Here is a 16,793-nt window from a genome sequence, read left to right on the forward strand (position 1 = left end):
GCGGGCCGCGCGGCGTCCGGTGCGTGCTCTCGGTGTGCCGGGCGGACGCCCGCGTACTGGTTGTACGCGGGTGTTCGCCCGGTGCGGCGAGAGTGCGTGCCGGGCGTCGCACGGCAGGCGGGACTTTGCGGACACGCCCTAGGGGTGGTCCTCGTCGGCGGGGCGGGCGCTGCGCTTGAGGGAGGTCAGCAGCAGGACCTCGGTCACCGTGTCGGCGACCGAGTGCGCCGCCTCCGAGAGCATCGCGCTGGACCCGCCGAGCACGCCCGCGACCGCCTTGGCGACGGCGATGCCGAGGTTGGCGAGGGCGGCGACGATCACCGTGAAGGTGCTCTCGCCGCCGCCCGAGCCGTCTTCTTCCGCCGCTTCCGCCGCTCGCTGATCCGCCATGGACCTCAGTGTTCCCGAGGGACGCGGACCACGCCTTCCTGGATCACCGAGACCGCCAGCCGCCCGTCCCGGGTGAAGATGCGGGCCTGGCCGAGGCCCCGGCCGCCGGACGCGGACGGCGACTGCTGGTCGTACAGCAGCCAATCGTCGGCGCGGAAGGGCCGGTGGAACCACATGGCGTGGTCCAGCGAGGCTCCGACCACGTCCCCGACGGCCCAGCCGCCCCGGCCGTGCGCGAGCAGCACCGAGTCGAGCAGGGTCATGTCGGAGACGTACGTGGCGAGCACGACGTGCAGCAGCGGCCTGTCGAGCGCGCCGGCCAGCTTGCCGTTGGTGCGGAACCACACCTGGGAGTGGGCCGGGCGCGGCTCGCCGAACCGGCCGAAGGGCGGGTCGTCGACGTAGCGCAGGTCCACCGCCGCCCGGGCCTCCGCGAACCGCTCCACCACGGCCGGGTCCAAGTGCGGGTAGCCGCGCAGCCGGTCCTCGCCGGTCGGCAGGGTGGCCGGGTCGGGCGCGGCGGGCATCGGCGCCTGGTGGTCGAGGCCCTCCTCGAAGGTCTGGAAGGACGCCGACAGGGTGAAGATCGGCTTGCCGTGCTGGACGGCGACGACCCGGCGGGTGGTGAAGGAGCGGCCGTCGCGCAGCCGGTCGACGTTGTAGACGATCGGCGCGCCCGGGTCGCCGGGGCGCAGGAAGTAGGCGTGCAGGGAGTGCGCGTGCCGGTCCTCGGGGACCGTCCGCCCGGCGGCGACCATGGCCTGCGCCGCCACCTGCCCGCCGAAGACGCGGGGGATGACGGCGGAGCGGGACCGGCCGCGGTAGATGTCCTCCTCGATCCGCTCCAGGTCGAGCAGATCGAGGAGGGCGTGCAGTGCCTCGCTCATGAAGAGTTACAGGCCCATGTTCTTCGCGATGATCGACTTCATGATCTCGCTAGTGCCGCCGTAGATGCGGTTGACCCGGTTGTCCGCGTACAGACGGGCGATCGGGTACTCGTTCATGTAGCCGTAGCCGCCGTGCAGCTGGAGGCAGCGGTCGATGACGCGGTGGGCGACCTCGGTGCAGAACAGCTTGGCGCTGGCGGCCTCCGCGGGGGTCAGCTCGCCGGCGTCCAGGGCCTCCGTCGCGCGGTCGGCGACCGCCTCGGCGGCGTCCACCTCGGCCTGGCAGGCGGCCAGCTCGAACTTGGTGTTCTGGAAGTGCGCGACCGGCTTGCCGAAGACCGTGCGGTCCTGCACGTAACTCTTGGCGAACCGGACGGCCGCCTTGGCCTGCGCGTAGGCGCCGAAGGCGATGCCCCAGCGCTCGGAGGCCAGGTTGTGGCCGAGGTAGGCGAAGCCCTTGTTCTCCTCGCCGAGCAGGTCCTCGACGGGGACCTTGACGTCGACGAAGGCCAGCTCGGCGGTGTCGGAGGTCTTCAGGCCCAGCTTGTCGAGCTTGCGGCCCACCGAGTAGCCGGCGGACTTGGTGTCCACGGCGAACAGCGAGATGCCGTGCCGGCGGTCCTCGGCGGTGGGCGCGGCGGTGCGGGCGCACACGATCACGCGGTCGGCGTGCACGCCGCCGGTGATGAAGGTCTTGGCGCCGTTCAGCACGTAGTGCGAGCCGTCCGCGGAGAGCTTCGCGGTGGACTTCATGCCCGCGAGGTCGGAACCGGTGCCCGGCTCCGTCATCGCGATGGCCCACATCTCCTCGCCGGAGACGAACTTCGGCAGGAAGCGCTTCTTCTGCTCGTCGGTGGCGAGCATCTTGATGTACGGCAGGGCGAGCAGCACGTGCACGCCGGAGCCGCCGAACTGGACGCCCGCGCGGGCGGTCTCCTCGTACAGGACGGCCTCGAACTTGTGGCTGTCCAGACCGGCGCCGCCGAACTCCTCGGGCACGTTGATGCCGAAGATGCCCAGCTCACCGAGCTTGTAATAGAAGTCGCGCGGCGCCTGGCCCGCGGCGAACCACTCGTCGTACACGGGCACGACCTCGGCCTCGATGAAGGCCCGGATCGTCTCCCGGAACGCCTCGTGATCCTCGTTGAACACCGTACGGCGCACGCCGCCACCTCCACGACCTCGGCTGTCTAAGCGCTTGCTCACACCAAGGTACCGGCGGGTAGCGAGAGAGGACAAGGCCGAACCTGGTAACGCCGGTCACGCTTTCAGGGGCGCGGGGAACTGCGCGACCAGCCACGACGGCGCCGCACCCGCCCGACGAAGCTCAACCCACCACGGCGAACGCCCCCCGAGCCATCCGATGCAGCAACTCCCCCGTCGCCGCCCGCGAGGGCAACCCCCCGCCCCGACCAAGATGCGGCGTCGAATTCAACAACCCGAACACCGAGTGCACGGCAGACCGCACCACCGCCTCCCCGGCCCCGGGATACACCTCCCGCACCACCCCGACCCAGATCTCCACATACTGCCGCTGAAGCTGCCGCACCAGCTTCCGGTCACTGTCCCGGAGGCGATCCAGCTCCCGGTCATGCAGGGTGATGAGCGGACGATCGTCCAACGCGAAGTCGATATGCCCCTCGATGAGCGAGTCGAGCACCCCCTCGGGCCCGCCCGGAGAACCCCCCGCCTCGGACACCCTCCGCTTCGCCCCCGTCAGCAACCGCCCACTGATCCCGACCAGCAGCTCCGCCAGCATCGCGTCCTTGCCGGCGAAGTGCCGGTACAGCCCCGGCCCGCTGATCCCGACCGCGGCGCCTATCTCGTCCACCCCCACCCCATGGAACCCGCGCTCGGCGAAGAGCCGGGCGGCCTCCCGGAGGATCTGCTCGCGGCGGGTGGGGGCGTCGGTTCTCGTGGCCATGGAGTCGATTCTAGACAGGGAGGTTAGCGGTCGTTAACCTGAGGGAAATGCGTTAACGCTCATTAACTGGTGACCACTGGGTGAGGGGACCGCAGGATGCACGAGGCACCGGAGCTTCACAGCGCGGCAGATCCCGCGTCGGGGGCCTTTCGGGCCAACGAGGAGGCGCACCGCGTCCTCGTGGAGGAGCTGCGCGGCAAGCTGGCCGCGGCGCGGCTCGGCGGCGGCGAGCGCGCCCGGGAGCGGCACACCGCGCGCGGCAAGCTGCTGCCGCGCGACCGGGTGGACACGCTGCTCGACCCGGGCTCGCCCTTCCTGGAGCTGGCCCCGCTCGCGGCCGACGGGATGTACGAGGGGCAGGCGCCGGCCGCCGGGGTGATCGCCGGGATCGGGCGGGTCGCCGGGCGCGAGTGCGTGATCGTCGCGAACGACGCCACCGTCAAGGGCGGCACGTACTACCCGATGACCGTCAAGAAGCACCTGCGCGCGCAGGAGGTGGCCCTGGAGAACCGGCTGCCGTGCCTGTATCTGGTCGACTCGGGCGGCGCCTTCCTGCCGATGCAGGACGAGGTCTTCCCCGACCGCGAGCACTTCGGCCGGATCTTCTACAACCAGGCCCGGATGTCCGGCGCCGGCATCCCGCAGATCGCCGCCGTCCTCGGCTCCTGCACGGCGGGCGGCGCGTATGTCCCGGCGATGAGCGACGAGGCCGTGATCGTGCGCAACCAGGGCACGATCTTCCTGGGCGGCCCGCCCCTGGTGAAGGCCGCCACCGGCGAGGTCGTCACCGCCGAGGAGCTGGGCGGCGGCGAGGTCCACGCACGCGTGTCGGGCGTCACCGACCACCTCGCGGAGGACGACGCGCACGCCCTGCGCATCGTCCGCGACATCGTGGCCACCCTCCCCGCGCGCGGCCCGCTGCCCTGGCAGGTCACCGCCCCCGCCGAGCCCAAGGTGGACCCGTTCGGGCTGTACGGCGCGGTGCCGGTCGACCCGCGCACGCCGTACGACGCCCGCGAGGTCATCGCGCGCGTGGTGGACGGCTCCCGGTTCGCCGAGTTCAAGTCGGAGTTCGGGCAGACCCTGGTCACCGGCTTCGCCCGGATCCACGGCCACCCGGTCGGCATCGTGGCGAACAACGGCATCCTGTTCGCCGAGTCCGCCCAGAAGGGCGCCCACTTCATCGAGCTGTGCGACCAGCGCGGCATCCCCCTGGTGTTCCTCCAGAACATCTCCGGCTTCATGGTCGGCAAGGACTACGAGGCGGGCGGCATCGCCAAGCACGGCGCCAAGATGGTCACCGCGGTCGCCTGCACGCGCGTGCCGAAGCTGACGGTGGTGGTCGGCGGGTCGTACGGCGCGGGCAACTACTCGATGTGCGGCCGGGCCTACTCCCCCCGCTTCCTGTGGATGTGGCCCGGCGCCAAGATCTCCGTCATGGGCGGCGAGCAGGCCGCGTCCGTGCTGGCCACGGTCAAGCGCGACCAGCTGGAGGCCCGCGGCGAGGAATGGCCCGCGGAGGCCGAGGACGCCTTCAAGGCGCCGATCCGCGCCCAGTACGAGCAGCAGGGCAACGCCTACTACGCGACGGCCCGGCTCTGGGACGACGGCGTGATCGACCCGATGGAGACCCGCCAGGTGCTCGGTCTGGCCCTGACCGCCTGCGCCAACGCGCCCCTGGGAGACCCCCAGTTCGGCGTCTTCCGGATGTGAGGGGGAGTACGGACATGTTCGACACGGTCCTGGTGGCCAACCGCGGTGAGATCGCCGTCCGGGTCATCCGCACCCTGCGCGCCCTCGGCGTGCGCTCGGTGGCGGTGTACTCGGACGCCGACGCGGACGCCCGGCACGTGCGGGAGGCCGACACGGCGGTCCGGATCGGCCCGCCCCCGGCGACGGAGAGCTATCTCTCGGTCGAGCGGCTCCTGGAGGCCGCCGCCCGCACGGGCGCGCAGGCGGTCCACCCGGGGTACGGCTTCCTCGCGGAGAACGCCGGCTTCGCGCGGGCCTGCGAGGCGGCCGGCCTTGTCTTCATCGGCCCGCCCGCCGACGCCATCGCGCTGATGGGCGACAAGATCCGCGCCAAGGAGACGGTGGAGGTGGCCGGGGTGCCCGTGGTGCCCGGCGGGCGCGACCCCGAGCTGGCCGAGGCGGCCCGCGCCCTTGGCGCGCCCGTGCTGCTGAAGCCGTCGGCGGGCGGTGGCGGCAAGGGCATGCGGCTGGTGCGGGACCTCGCCGTCCTGGAGGAGGAGATCGCCGCCGCCCGCCGCGAGGCCCGCTCCTCCTTCGGCGACGACACGCTGCTCGTGGAGCGGTGGGTGGACCGGCCCCGGCACATCGAGATCCAGGTGCTGGCGGACGGCCACGGCTCGGTGGTGCACCTCGGCGAGCGCGAGTGCTCGCTCCAGCGGCGCCACCAGAAGATCATCGAGGAGGCGCCGAGCGTGCTCCTCGACGAGGCCACGCGCGCGGCGATGGGCGAGGCTGCCGTGCAGGCGGCCCGCTCCTGCGGGTACCGGGGCGCGGGCACGGTGGAGTTCATCGTGCCGGGCGGCGACCCCTCGCAGTACTACTTCATGGAGATGAACACCCGCCTCCAGGTCGAGCACCCGGTGACCGAGCTGGTGACCGGCCTCGACCTGGTGGAGTGGCAGCTGCGGGTGGCGGCCGGTGAGCGGCTCGGTTTCGCGCAGGAGGACGTGACGCTGACCGGGCACGCGGTCGAGGCCCGCCTGTGCGCCGAAGACCCGGCCAGGGGCTTCCTGCCGTCCGGCGGCACCGTGCTGCTCCTGGACGAGCCCGAGGGCGAATGGGGGTCCCCCCTGTTCGAGCGAAGCCGAGAACTTGGGGGAGTCCGCACCGACTCCGGGCTCAGCGAGGGCACCGAGGTCGGCAGCCTCTACGATCCGATGCTGGCCAAGGTGATCGCCTACGGCCCCGACCGCGCCACGGCGCTGCGCAGGCTGCGCGCGGCCCTCGCGGACACGGTCACGCTGGGCGTGCCGACCAACGCCGGTTTCCTGCGCCGCCTCCTCGCCCACCCGCAGGTGGTGGCCGGCGAGCTGGACACCGGCCTGGTCGAGCGGGAGGTCGACGGACTGGTGCCGGACGGCGTCCCGGAGGAGGTCTACGAGGCCGCGGCGGCCGTCCGCCTGGAGGCGCTGCGCCCGCGCGGCGAGGGCTGGACGGACCCCTTCTCGGTGCCGAGCGGCTGGCGCCTGGGCGGCGAGCCCCGTCCCGTCGCCTTCCCCCTGCGCGTCCCCGGCGAGGAGCCGGTGTCCGTCGCCCCGCGCGGCACGGCGACCGTCACGGACACGACCGTCGCCGTCACCCTGGACGGCGTCCGGCACGCCTTCCGCCGGACCGGCGACTGGCTGGGCCGGGACGGCGACGCCTGGCAGGTGCGCGACCACGACCCGGTCGCCGCCTCCCTCACCCGCGCCGCCCACGCGGGCGCCGACTCCCTGACCGCGCCCATGCCGGGCACGGTGACCGTGGTGAAGGTGGCCGTCGGCGACGAGGTGGCCGCCGGTCAGAGCCTGGTGGTGGTCGAGGCGATGAAGATGGAGCACGTCATCTCGGCCCCGCACGCGGGCACGGTCGCCGAGCTGGACGTGTCGCCGGGCACGACGGTCGCCATGGACCAGGTCCTCGCCGTGATCGCCCCCGTCGAGGAGGCGGCGCCGTGACCGCCGACGGACTGCCCATGACCCGCCCGGCCCCCGGCCTGCCCGCCCGGGTCCGCATCCATGAGGTCGGCGCCCGCGACGGCCTGCAGAACGAGCAGGCGACCGTCCCGACGGACGTGAAGGCGGAGTTCGTGCACCGCCTGGCCGACGCGGGCCTGACCACGATCGAGGCGACCAGCTTCGTGCATCCCAAGTGGGTGCCCCAACTGGCGGACGCGGAAGAGCTGTTCCCCCGGCTGACCGGCCTCCCCGGCGTCAACCTGCCCGTCCTCGTCCCCAACCGCCGCGGCCTGGACCGGGCCCTGGCGCTCGGCGCCCGCCACGTGGCCGTCTTCGCCAGCGCCACGGAGTCCTTCGCCAAGGCCAACCTCAATCGCACCCTGGACGACTCCCTCGCCGTCTTCGCCCCGGTGGTGCGGCACGCCAAGGACACGGGCGTGCACGTGCGCGGCTACGTCTCGATGTGCTTCGGCGACCCCTGGGAGGGCCCGGTCGAGCCGGCCCAGGTCGTCCGCGTCTGCGCGGCCCTGCGCGACATGGGCTGCGACGAGCTGAGCCTCGGCGACACCATCGGCGTGGCCACGCCGGGCCACGTACGCGACCTGCTGGCCCTGCTGAACGCCGAGGGCGTGCCCACCGAGGCGCTCGGCGTGCACTTCCACGACACCTACGGCCAGGCCCTCGCCAACACCCTGGCCGCCCTCCAGCACGGCGTCACCACCGTGGACGCCTCGGCGGGCGGCCTCGGCGGCTGCCCGTTCGCCAAGTCCGCCACCGGCAACCTCGCCACCGAGGACCTCGTGTGGATGCTGCGCGGCCTCGGCATCGAGACCGGCGTCGACCTCGGCCGCCTGACCGCCACCAGCGTCTGGATGGCCGAACAACTGGGCCGACCCAGCCCGTCCCGCACCGTCCGCGCGCTCTCCTCGAAGGACCAGTGATCAGCATGGACCACCGCCTCAGCCCCGAGCTGGACGAACTCCGCCGCACGGTCGAGGAGTTCGCGCACGACGTCGTCGCGCCGAAGATCGGCGACTTCTACGAGCGGCACGAGTTCCCGTACGAGATCGTGCGCGAGATGGGCCGGATGGGCCTGTTCGGGCTGCCGTTCGAGGAGGAGTACGGCGGCATGGGCGGCGACTACCTGGCCCTCGGCATCGCCCTGGAGGAGCTGGCCCGGGTCGACTCCTCGGTGGCGATCACCCTGGAGGCCGGGGTGTCGCTCGGCGCGATGCCGCTGCACCTGTTCGGCACGGCGGAGCAGAAGCGCGAGTGGCTGCCCCGGCTCTGCTCGGGCGAGGTCCTGGGCGCCTTCGGCCTGACCGAGCCGGACGGCGGCAGCGACGCGGGCGCGACCCGCACGACGGCCCGCCTGGACCCGGCCACGGACGAGTGGGTGATCAACGGCACCAAGTGCTTCATCACCAACTCGGGCACGGACATCACCGGCCTGGTGACGGTCACCGCGGTCACCGGCCGCAAGCCCGACGGCCGCCCGGAGATCTCGGCGATCATCGTCCCGTCCGGCACGCCCGGCTTCACGGTCGCGGCGCCGTACTCCAAGGTCGGCTGGAACGCCTCCGACACCCGCGAGCTGTCCTTCGCCGACGTCCGCGTCCCGGCCGCCAACCTGCTGGGCGAGGAGGGCCGCGGCTACGCCCAGTTCCTGCGCATCCTGGACGAGGGCCGCATCGCCATCGCGGCGCTTGCGACGGGCCTGGCCCAGGGCTGCGTCGACGAGTCGGTCAAGTACGCCAAGGAGCGCCACGCCTTCGGCCGCCCGATCGGCGCCAACCAGGCCGTGCAGTTCAAGATCGCCGACATGGAGATGAAGGCGCACACCGCCCGCCTCGCCTGGCGCGACGCGGCCTCCCGACTGGTGGCCGACGAGCCCTTCAAGAAGGAGGCGGCCCTGGCCAAGCTGTACTCCTCCACGGTCGCCGTCGACAACGCCCGCGAGGCCACCCAGATCCACGGCGGCTACGGCTTCATGAACGAGTACCCGGTGGCCCGCATGTGGCGCGACTCCAAGATCCTGGAGATCGGCGAGGGCACCAGCGAGGTGCAGCGGATGCTGATCGCCCGGGAGCTGGGGCTGGTGAGCTGAGGCGGGCCGAGCGCGAGCCGCAAGCGGAACGGCGGGACCGCCGGCGCACGGGCCCGCCGGCGCTCAGGCCGTCGACCGCACTCCGACCTGCGCGGTGTGGGAGTGCGAGTCGTCGAACAGCCCCATCTGCTGCGCCCTGGCTCCCAGGGCGACGCGCCCGGCGACGCCCCAGCCGCTCATCAGCCGCTGCACGCGTCGCTGCACGGTCCGGTGACCGAGGCCCAGCCGGCGGCCGATCGCCGCGTCTCCGAACCCGTCGTAGAGCATGCGCACGATCACACGGTCGACTTGTTCCAGCGACGACGGCTCCGTCACGACAACCCCCCACAAAAGCGAACCGGAACCATCTCCTCTAATGGCTCACGTCAGCAGCCTAAGCTCCGCCTCTGTCGGCGCAAGGGGTGGACATCGCGACAAAGCGTCCACACTGACCGCCCGTCAGGTGGCGTGAATACGCCAGATCCCACGAGAACGGAACGCCGTCGTCACAGCGCCCTCGCGGGTTCTCCACGGACCGGGGGCACCGGGCCGAGAAGCGCCCTCAGCGGGCGGAGGCCGCCAGCTGCTCGCGTGCGGCGGTGACCTCCTGGCCGCGCTCGGCCTTGATGCCGGTCAGCCGGCTCCTGTTGTCGGCGATCTGCCCGGACTGGATCGCCGACTCCACGTCGGACCAGATCTTCACCAGGTCGGTCTGCTGCTTGCAGTCGATGTCGTCGACCGCCAGGGCGATGGACTCCGCCGTGGGCTTCCCGTCGGCCGTGACGCCCTGGTCCATCGCCTTGTACGGGTCGGCGAGCCCTGGGTGGCCCTTGCCGGCCATGCAGGAGGACCACGCTGCGACGGCCTCGGCCACCTTGGCGTCCTTCATCGACGCCAGCAGGCTGTCCCCGGCGAGCTGCGCGACGAAGGCCGGGTCGGCCTCCTCGCCGCCGAGGCGGCCCTTGGACCAGCCGACGCACCCGCCCGCCTTCAGCTTCTTGCCGTTGAACTCGGCCCGCGCGGGCTTGACGCCCTGGGCCGGGGCGGTGAGGGGCTGGGCCGCCTCGGCCCCCTGCGCCTGCGGGGCCTGCGGCTTGGTGTGGCCGGTCAGGACCTCGACCTCGGCCCCGGACAGCTCACGCAGCGGCTGGTCGGTGTGCTCCCGCAGCGCCGGCGGGAGTTCGTAGCCGTACTTGGCGGCCTCGGCCCGGTCGGTGATGCCGTAGCGGCGCTCGATGTTGGCGTCGTTGTCGCTGGGCGGCGGGTTGGCTCCCGCTCGCGGCAGCGCCAGGTCGATGCCGTAGCCCTTCATACAGGACTCCTGGAGGTCACTGGCCGCCTGCTCGACCGCGACCTGGTCCGCGTAGGAGGGCATGTACTCCTCCAGCGGCAGGGTCAGGTTCTTGGCCAGCCCGGTGGTGGGGACCTTCTCGGGCCAGTTCGCCTTGTCGACGACGGGCTTCTCGTCGGCGGCGTTGGCGGTCGCCGGGTCCTGGCCGGCGGAGGAGCAGGCGCTGACGAGGAGGGCCGAGGCGGCCAGGGCGACGGCGGCGGCGATCCGCTGGGTGCGCTTCACGGGGACGTCCTTCTTACGCGAAGTGGGAGGAGGCGTTGTTGTTCTTGAGGGCGGAGACGAGATTGGTGAGATTGCAGTCCTCGTACGGCCCGTTCTTCGCGAAGTACTGGGACGTGCCGCCGAAACCGGAGTTGAAATAGACGCGGTAGTTGTCGACGCTGGAACAGTTCTGCACCGACGCCGCATTGTTCTTCACATACGCGCCGTTGCCGTTGCCGCCGTTGCCGAAGGCGTAGCGGTAGGTGGTGAGCGAGGACCCCTGGTACTGGCTCGTGCCGTAGAAGTCGGACACATTGCTGTAGAAGGTCGCGTACGCCGACTTGATGTAGCCGCCCTGTACGGCGAGTTCCTTCGAGTTGTAGAACAACCACAGATCTCCGTACGAGCAGGTGATCCACGGGACATCGCAGTTGTCCGAGACCTTGTACTCCGCGGCCTGCGCCGGACCGGCGGTCCCGAGCACGGCCGCGAGGGCCGCGGTGGCCGCGCCGAAGGCGGCCAGCCTCTTCTTGAAGCGAATGCGCTCCATCACCACTCCATGGGTAGCAAACGAACGAGCGGGCCGATCTTGGCAGCCCGCAATCGTCCCCACAACACCCCTGACGTGATTACGCCGCCAGGTCATTTCATCGGCCACACATCGGCCGCCGACCCGCCCCCGACCGGCGCAAATACGCCTGAACGTTCACCCCTTTTGACCCCTTGGCACGCTATGGACCACTGTCGCGGTCCGGCCCCGAACTCTAGTGTTCCGTGCGGCAATACGGCGGCGACACCCGCCATTTCGGTCGCGCAGAGATATGGGGCTGTTCCCTTGGCTGACGAGATGGTCCGACAGGCCCAGCGCTTCTTCAACACCACGTACAGTGGTTATGCGGGTATGCCCACGCTGGCGGAGGACGGGCAGACCTCCTGGGCCGTCATGTACGCCCTCACCCGGGCTCTGCAACTGGAGCTGGTGATCTCCCCGCAGTCGAACAGCTTCGGGCCGGGAACACTCGCCGCACTCAACAGCAAGTGCCCGTCGATCAACGAGAACACCGCCCTCTCGGGGAACTTCACCCGCATTCTCCAGTCGGCCCTGTACTGCAAGGGCTATGACGGCGGCGGAATCGACGGCCAGTACAACGACCGCGTCAAGGCCGCCGTCACCAAGCTCAAGGCCGACATGGGCGTCAGCTCCGTCTTTCCCGGCAGCTCCCTGGAGCCGAAGGTGGTGAAGGGCCTGTTGAACATGGACGCCTACACCACCATTCTCGACGGCACGGACACCGTCAGGTCCATCCAGCAGTGGATGAACTCGCGGTACATCGGCCGGGCCGACTTCTTCATCATCCCCTGCGACGGTCTCTACTCGCGCGATGTGCAGCGCGCCCAGATGTACGCCATCCAGTACGAGTTGGGCATGGCGGACGGCACGGCCAACGGCGTCTTCGGACCCGGCACGAAGAGCGGTCTGCGCAGTCACACCCTGTCGGTCGGCGCCAGCGGCACCTGGGTGCAGCTCTTCACCGCCGCGATGGTGTTCAACCGCCGGGCCGGCGTCAGCTTCGCGAGCAGCTACACCTCCGCCCTGGCCGGTGCCGTCTCGACGTTCCAGAACTTCCTGCGCCTGGACGTCAACGGGACCGCCGACTTCGAGACCTGGGCCTCCCTGCTGGTGTCCTACGGCGACGACACCCGCAAGGGAACCGCCTTCGACTGCGCCGACCAGGTCACCGCGGACCGCGCGAAGGCGCTGTACGCCGCCGGCTACCGCCTCGGCGGACGGTACCTGGTGAACGTGCCCGGCACCGACCTGGACAAGGTCATCAAGCCGGGCGAGCTGACGACCATGGCGGCGGCCGGCCTCAGCTGCTTCCCGATCTACCAGACCTACGGGGACAGCTCCTCCTACTTCAGCCGCCCGCAGGGCACCTCGGACGCCATAGCCGCGACCGAGGCCGCCCTGGCGCACGGCTTCAAGAAGGGCACCCGCATCTACTTCGCCATCGACTACGACAACACCGGCGAGGAGATCGCGAACAAGCTCGTCCCGCACTTCCGGGGCATCAACGAGGGGATGGCCCAGGCCGGCGGCTACTACGAGGTGGGCATCTACGCCACCCGGAACGCCTGCTCCCAGGTGTCCGCGGCCGGGCTGTCCACCGCCAGCTTCGTCTCCAACATGTCGGCCGGGTACTCCGGGAACCTCGGCTTCCCGATGCCGAACGACTGGGCGATCGACCAGATCAAGACCGTCGACGTCGGCTCGGGCAGCGGGAAGATCCAGATCGACAACGACATCTCCTCGGGCCGCGAGAGCGGGCAGAACAGCTTCAACCCCCCGCCGGCGAAGGCGGACCTCGACGTGGCGTTCGACATGGCGTGGTCGTCGGACATCCTCAAGGACATCCAGACGTACTTCCAGCAGATCGGCATTCCCGAGGAGGGGCCGCCGGACTCCTGGCCGTGGCCCGGGAAGACCAAGTACACGACCAGCGAGTGCGTGGAGTTCATGCTGAGCTGGGACGACCTGTTCACGTCCCTGGCCCGGGTGCTGAAGATGCGGAAGGCGCTGATCCAGGTCTCCGCGATCTGGGAGCTGCGCCACTTCAACGTCACCAGCGTCGCCGGCCTGGCGGTCCCGTCGGTCAACGACGACTTCTCCGACGCCTGCGTGTACGACTACCACAACGACGGCGCGCTGCCGGACTGGGTGACGCAGTTCGCCGACATGATCACGCCGATGCGGGACTGCTCCACCGGCATCGGGCAGATCTTCGGCGTGCGGGCGATCACCGCCCGCAACTACGCCATCGACCTGGGCCTGCTCAGCGAGGCGAAGCGGGACGCGTCCGTCGACGCCGACCTCTGGGCGGTCTGGGAGAAGCTGCACTTCAACCAGTCGTTCAACATCTCCACCGTGCCCTACATGCACATCCTGCACGCCCACGAGCACGGCATGGCGCGCCCCGGTCTGACCACCGGGGAGGGCGACACCGAGAAGCTGCTCCAGTACTACCAGGGCGACACCGACGAAGCGGCGCAGCAGGCGAAGCTGCGCATGGGCATGTACCGCATCATCGAGGACAAGTACCAGAGCGTCTTCCGCAAGTACGCATGACCGGGGACGTGACCGGGGAGCGGGTGCGGGGACACCGCCTGACCCCGGTGGGGGTCAACCTGCTGTTCGGGCTGCCCGCCATGGTGCCGCTGCACTCGGCGTGGCTGCTGCTCACCGAGTACCGCTCGTGCGCCCTGGACACCGCCGGGTTCGGCCGCACCTCGTGCGGTGACGTCACCGTCGTCGAGGGCGCGGGCTGGGCCCGGGCCGGGCTGCTCGTCGTCGGCGGGCTCGGGCTGCTGCTGGTCCTCCTCGTGGACGTGGCCTTCCCCGCGGCGACCGGGCGCCCGTGGCGGCGCTGGCTCGCCGCCTCCCTCGTCATCCCCCTCCCCTATCTGCTCGCCGTGATCGTGTACGCGATCCTCGACTGACCGAAGGACCGATCAGTGATGACAGAGAAGAGCCTCCCCCGGCGCGCGGTGCTCAAGCGGGTCGCCGGGATGGGCGCAGGCGTCGCTCTGCTGTCCGCCCCGGGCGGGCTGCTGGTGCCCGCCCACGCCGCCGCCGAGGCGGACCGGGGCGCCGGCCGCGCGCCCGAGCCCCTGGATGCCCACCGGACCTCCCGCAACGGCTGGGCGCTGGCCGACGGGGTCGGCTCCGCGCAGGGCGTGTGGTCGCGGCCGGTGTCCGGCACCGGCTTCACCCTCGACACTCGGCTCGGCGCGGTGGAGACGGTGCTCGTGCACATCGTCCGGCGCTGGCACTACGAGATAGAGACGCTGCGGGCGGACGAGGTGGTCGGCTGGCGCCCCCTGGCGGAGCTGGACGCGGACGGGCCCGAGTCGAACCAGGCCTCGGGCACGGCCGTCGCCATCCGCCCCGGCGCCTACGTCAAGGGTGCCAGGGGCGGGCTGACCGAGGTCCAGCGGCGGACGGTCGACAGCATCCTGCGCGACTGCGGTGACGTGGTCCGCTGGGGCGGCCGGGACCGCACGCCCTACGAGGCCCTGTTCTACGTGGACGTCCCGCCGACCAAGGGGAAGCGGCGGCCGGCCGACCACCCGGTGGACCAGCTGGCCGACAAGCTGCGCCGCTGGAACCGGACCCCCGGCGTGGGGGCGGGGGCAGCCGCGTAACGCTCGGCGGAGAGGGGGGCGGGGGCTGGACGTTCGCTGAGGTTAGGCTAACCTACCTCGGTAGTCACGGCCGGTTTCCGCCTCCTGAAAGCAGCCACAGGTATGTTCAACGCCTCCTCCGCCCACCCCACCCGTCGCGGCATCCTCGCCGCCGGCGGCGCCCTCGGCCTCGGTGCCATGCTGGCGGCCTGCGGGGACGACGACGCCAAGAGCGGTGGCTCGGGCAAGGAGACGGGCGCCACCAAGTCCGGCCCGTGGTCCTTCAAGGACGACCGCGGCACGACGGTGAAGCTGGACAAGGTGCCGACGAACATCGTCGCCTTCACCGGCGTCGCCGCCGCGCTGTGGGACTACGGCATCCAGGCCAAGGGCGTCTTCGGGCCGACCACCACCAAGGACGGCAAGCCCGACGTGCAGGCCGGCGACATCGACGTCAGCAAGGTGACCGTCCTCGGCAACCAGTGGGGCAAGCTGAACCTCGAGAAGTACGCGGCCCTCTCCCCCGAGGTGCTGATCACCACGACGTACGACACCACCGGCACCCTGTGGTCCGTGCCCGAGGAGTCCAAGGACAAGGTCGCCAAGCTCGCCCCGAGCGTCGCCGTCTCCGTCTACGACCGCCCCCTCGACCAGCCGCTCCAGCGCGTGTGGGAGCTGGCCGAGTCGCTGGGCGCCGACATGAAGGCCAAGAAGGTCACCGACGCCAAGAAGCGCTTCGAGGACGCCTCGGCCCGGCTGCGCGCGGCGACCAAGGCCAAGCCGCAGATCAAGGTGATGGCGGGGTCCGCCAGCGCCGACCTGTTCTACGTCTCCGGCAGCAACCTCTCGGCGGACCTGGAGTACTTCAAGTCCCTCGGGGTGAACTTCGTGGAGCCCTCCGAGGCGGACAAGAAGGCCACCGGCGGCTGGTTCGCCTCGCTCAGCTGGGAGAACGCCGACAAGTACCCGGCGGACGTCATCATCATGGACGACCGCTCCTCGGCCACCCAGCCGGCCGACATCACCGAGGACACCTGGAAGCAGCTCCCCGCGGTCAAGGCCGGCCAGGTCATCCCGCGCTCCGCCGAGCCGATCCTCTCCTACGCCAAGTGCGCCCCGCTGCTCGAGAACCTCGCCGAGGCCATCGAGAAGGCCAAGAAGGTCAGCTGACAGGAGACCGCCGTGCCGACCGCCGTGGCCGCCCCGTTCCGTTTCTTCGCCCTCCAGGTCGTAGGGACGCGGCGGCTCGGCGCGTCCCTGGCCCGGGTCACCTTCGCCGGGCCCGACCTGCGCGGCTTCCACTCCGACGGCCGCGACCAGTCGCTGTCGCTGTTCCTGCCGCACCCCGGCCAGCGTGAGCCCGTGGTGCCGGTGGAGCGGGGTGACGAGTGGTGGCAGACCTGGCGCGAACTCCCCGACGACGTACGGGCGGTGATGCGCTCCTACACCCTGCGCGGCCTGCGCCGGGACGCCGCCGGGCACACCGCCGAGATCGACATCGACTTCGTGCTGCACGGCGTGGACCCGGGCGCCGCCGTCGCGGCCGGCCCCGCCGCGCGCTGGGCCGCCGCCGCCCGCCCCGGCGACCGGGTGCTGCTGCTCGGCCCGGCCGTCGCGGACAACCGGGCGATCCGCTTCCGGCCCCCCGCCGACACCGACCTGGTGCTGATCTGGGCCGACGAGACCGCCCTGCCCGCCGCCTCGGCCATCGCCGAGACGCTGCCGGCCGGGCTGCGCGCCCGGCTCTGGCTCCAGGTGCCGCACCCGGCGGACGTCCAGGAGCTGCGCACGGCGGCGGACGCCGAGGTCACCTGGCTGACCGGCGCCGGCACCGAGGACCGCGCCCTCACCGCCCTGCGCGCGGCGGCGCTCCCGCCCCACCACGCCCCCTACGTCTGGATCGCCGGCGAGTCCGGCCGCGTGAAGCGGCTGCGCCGGCACTTCGTGGGCGAACGCGGCGTCGACCGGCGGCGGGTGACCTTCGTCGGCTACTGGCGGCACGGCCTGACGGAGGAGCAGCTCCGCGAAGAGGGCTGACATCCCGCCGTCCGGAGCCCGGGAACGGCTGGATTTGACCGGG

The 16,793-nt window shown here is 71.4% G+C and carries 15 protein-coding genes and 1 pseudogene; 9 read left to right on the forward strand and 7 right to left on the reverse strand.

Annotation, left to right across the window (positions count from 1 at the left end; genetic code table 11):
• Positions 1-141: 141 nt before the first annotated feature.
• The 4 genes and pseudogenes from ACGFZL_RS31235 to ACGFZL_RS31250 all read right to left on the reverse strand — a co-directional run.
• A pseudogene (locus ACGFZL_RS31235) lies at positions 142-390 on the reverse strand (cation transporter); the annotation flags it as partial.
• Positions 391-395: 5 nt separating this feature from the next.
• Complete coding sequence (locus ACGFZL_RS31240) at positions 396-1,277, reverse strand: acyl-CoA thioesterase (protein ID WP_393696838.1); 882 nt, start codon at positions 1,275-1,277, stop codon at positions 396-398.
• A 6-nt stretch (positions 1,278-1,283) separates the two neighbouring features.
• Positions 1,284-2,441: an acyl-CoA dehydrogenase family protein gene (locus tag ACGFZL_RS31245; RefSeq protein ID WP_393696840.1), complete on the reverse strand. Its 1,158-nt coding sequence runs from the start codon at positions 2,439-2,441 to the stop codon at positions 1,284-1,286.
• 163 nt (positions 2,442-2,604) lie between these two features.
• Entirely contained in the window at positions 2,605-3,201 is a 597-nt protein-coding gene (locus ACGFZL_RS31250; RefSeq protein ID WP_393696842.1) for a TetR/AcrR family transcriptional regulator, read from the reverse strand.
• Between the two features lie 96 nt (positions 3,202-3,297).
• On the opposite strand from ACGFZL_RS31250, the gene ACGFZL_RS31255 reads away from it, so the two are divergent.
• From ACGFZL_RS31255 to ACGFZL_RS31270, 4 genes are read left to right on the forward strand one after another with little or no spacing between them, the layout of a single operon-like run.
• Positions 3,298-4,914 carry a carboxyl transferase domain-containing protein gene (locus ACGFZL_RS31255; RefSeq protein ID WP_355165664.1) on the forward strand — a complete coding sequence of 539 codons (1,617 nt, stop codon included), beginning with the start codon at positions 3,298-3,300 and terminating at the stop codon, positions 4,912-4,914.
• Positions 4,915-4,928: 14 nt separating this feature from the next.
• Positions 4,929-6,890: a biotin carboxylase N-terminal domain-containing protein gene (locus ACGFZL_RS31260; protein ID WP_393696845.1), complete on the forward strand. Its 1,962-nt coding sequence runs from the start codon at positions 4,929-4,931 to the stop codon at positions 6,888-6,890.
• Positions 6,887-7,831, forward strand: coding sequence for a hydroxymethylglutaryl-CoA lyase (locus ACGFZL_RS31265; RefSeq protein WP_393696847.1), 945 nt, complete (start codon positions 6,887-6,889; stop codon positions 7,829-7,831). The genes ACGFZL_RS31260 and ACGFZL_RS31265 overlap by 4 nt, the downstream gene beginning before the upstream one ends.
• 5 nt (positions 7,832-7,836) lie before the next feature.
• Positions 7,837-8,997, forward strand: coding sequence for an acyl-CoA dehydrogenase family protein (locus tag ACGFZL_RS31270; protein WP_393696849.1), 1,161 nt, complete (start codon positions 7,837-7,839; stop codon positions 8,995-8,997).
• Positions 8,998-9,060: 63 nt separating this feature from the next.
• On the opposite strand, the gene ACGFZL_RS31275 is transcribed toward ACGFZL_RS31270, so the two are convergent.
• The 3 genes from ACGFZL_RS31275 to ACGFZL_RS31285 form a co-directional block, all read right to left on the reverse strand.
• A complete protein-coding gene (locus tag ACGFZL_RS31275; RefSeq protein WP_393696891.1) occupies positions 9,061-9,264 on the reverse strand; it encodes a DNA-binding response regulator in 204 nt (67 codons plus the stop codon).
• 274 nt (positions 9,265-9,538) lie between these two features.
• On the reverse strand, positions 9,539-10,552 hold the full coding sequence (locus tag ACGFZL_RS31280) for a hypothetical protein (RefSeq protein ID WP_393696851.1): 1,014 nt from the start codon (positions 10,550-10,552) through the stop codon (positions 9,539-9,541).
• A 13-nt stretch (positions 10,553-10,565) separates the two neighbouring features.
• Positions 10,566-11,081 (reverse strand): hypothetical protein, encoded by a 516-nt coding sequence (locus ACGFZL_RS31285; RefSeq protein WP_393696853.1) that lies wholly within the window; start codon positions 11,079-11,081, stop codon positions 10,566-10,568.
• 351 nt (positions 11,082-11,432) lie between these two features.
• On the opposite strand from ACGFZL_RS31285, the gene ACGFZL_RS31290 reads away from it, so the two are divergent.
• The 5 genes from ACGFZL_RS31290 (at position 11,433) to ACGFZL_RS31310 (ending at position 16,750) form a co-directional block, all read left to right on the forward strand.
• Positions 11,433-13,658: a glycoside hydrolase domain-containing protein gene (locus tag ACGFZL_RS31290; RefSeq protein WP_407078461.1), complete on the forward strand. Its 2,226-nt coding sequence runs from the start codon at positions 11,433-11,435 to the stop codon at positions 13,656-13,658.
• On the forward strand, positions 13,655-14,029 hold the full coding sequence (locus tag ACGFZL_RS31295; protein WP_355165652.1) for a hypothetical protein: 375 nt from the start codon (positions 13,655-13,657) through the stop codon (positions 14,027-14,029). Before ACGFZL_RS31290 ends, ACGFZL_RS31295 begins: the two co-directional genes overlap by 4 nt.
• A gap of 18 nt (positions 14,030-14,047) precedes the next feature.
• Positions 14,048-14,734, forward strand: coding sequence for a hypothetical protein (locus ACGFZL_RS31300; protein WP_393696857.1), 687 nt, complete (start codon positions 14,048-14,050; stop codon positions 14,732-14,734).
• A gap of 102 nt (positions 14,735-14,836) precedes the next feature.
• Positions 14,837-15,883, forward strand: coding sequence for an ABC transporter substrate-binding protein (locus tag ACGFZL_RS31305; RefSeq protein ID WP_393696860.1), 1,047 nt, complete (start codon positions 14,837-14,839; stop codon positions 15,881-15,883).
• A gap of 12 nt (positions 15,884-15,895) precedes the next feature.
• Entirely contained in the window at positions 15,896-16,750 is an 855-nt protein-coding gene (locus tag ACGFZL_RS31310) for a siderophore-interacting protein (protein WP_393696862.1), read from the forward strand.
• Positions 16,751-16,793 lie beyond the last annotated feature (43 nt).

The organism is Streptomyces sp. NPDC048182 (genome assembly GCF_043202555.1).
Taxonomy (GTDB): Bacteria; Actinomycetota; Actinomycetes; order Streptomycetales; family Streptomycetaceae; genus Streptomyces.

Bases quoted from the DNA above. Each gene is read 5' to 3' on its own strand.
- ACGFZL_RS31240 (WP_393696838.1), bottom strand. From the start codon at position 1,277: ATGAGCGAGGCACTGCACGCCCTCCTCGATCTGCTCGACCTGGAGCGG.
- ACGFZL_RS31250 (WP_393696842.1), bottom strand. From the start codon at position 3,201: ATGGCCACGAGAACCGACGCCCCCACCCGCCGCGAGCAGATCCTCCGG.
- ACGFZL_RS31255 (WP_355165664.1), top strand. From the start codon at position 3,298: ATGCACGAGGCACCGGAGCTTCACAGCGCGGCAGATCCCGCGTCGGGG.
- ACGFZL_RS31260 (WP_393696845.1), top strand. From the start codon at position 4,929: ATGTTCGACACGGTCCTGGTGGCCAACCGCGGTGAGATCGCCGTCCGG.
- ACGFZL_RS31270 (WP_393696849.1), top strand. From the start codon at position 7,837: ATGGACCACCGCCTCAGCCCCGAGCTGGACGAACTCCGCCGCACGGTC.
- ACGFZL_RS31275 (WP_393696891.1), bottom strand. From the start codon at position 9,264: ATGCTCTACGACGGGTTCGGAGACGCGGCGATCGGCCGCCGGCTGGGC.
- ACGFZL_RS31285 (WP_393696853.1), bottom strand. From the start codon at position 11,081: ATGGAGCGCATTCGCTTCAAGAAGAGGCTGGCCGCCTTCGGCGCGGCC.
- ACGFZL_RS31290 (WP_407078461.1), top strand. From the start codon at position 11,433: ATGCCCACGCTGGCGGAGGACGGGCAGACCTCCTGGGCCGTCATGTAC.
- ACGFZL_RS31295 (WP_355165652.1), top strand. From the start codon at position 13,655: ATGACCGGGGACGTGACCGGGGAGCGGGTGCGGGGACACCGCCTGACC.
- ACGFZL_RS31300 (WP_393696857.1), top strand. From the start codon at position 14,048: ATGACAGAGAAGAGCCTCCCCCGGCGCGCGGTGCTCAAGCGGGTCGCC.
- ACGFZL_RS31305 (WP_393696860.1), top strand. From the start codon at position 14,837: ATGTTCAACGCCTCCTCCGCCCACCCCACCCGTCGCGGCATCCTCGCC.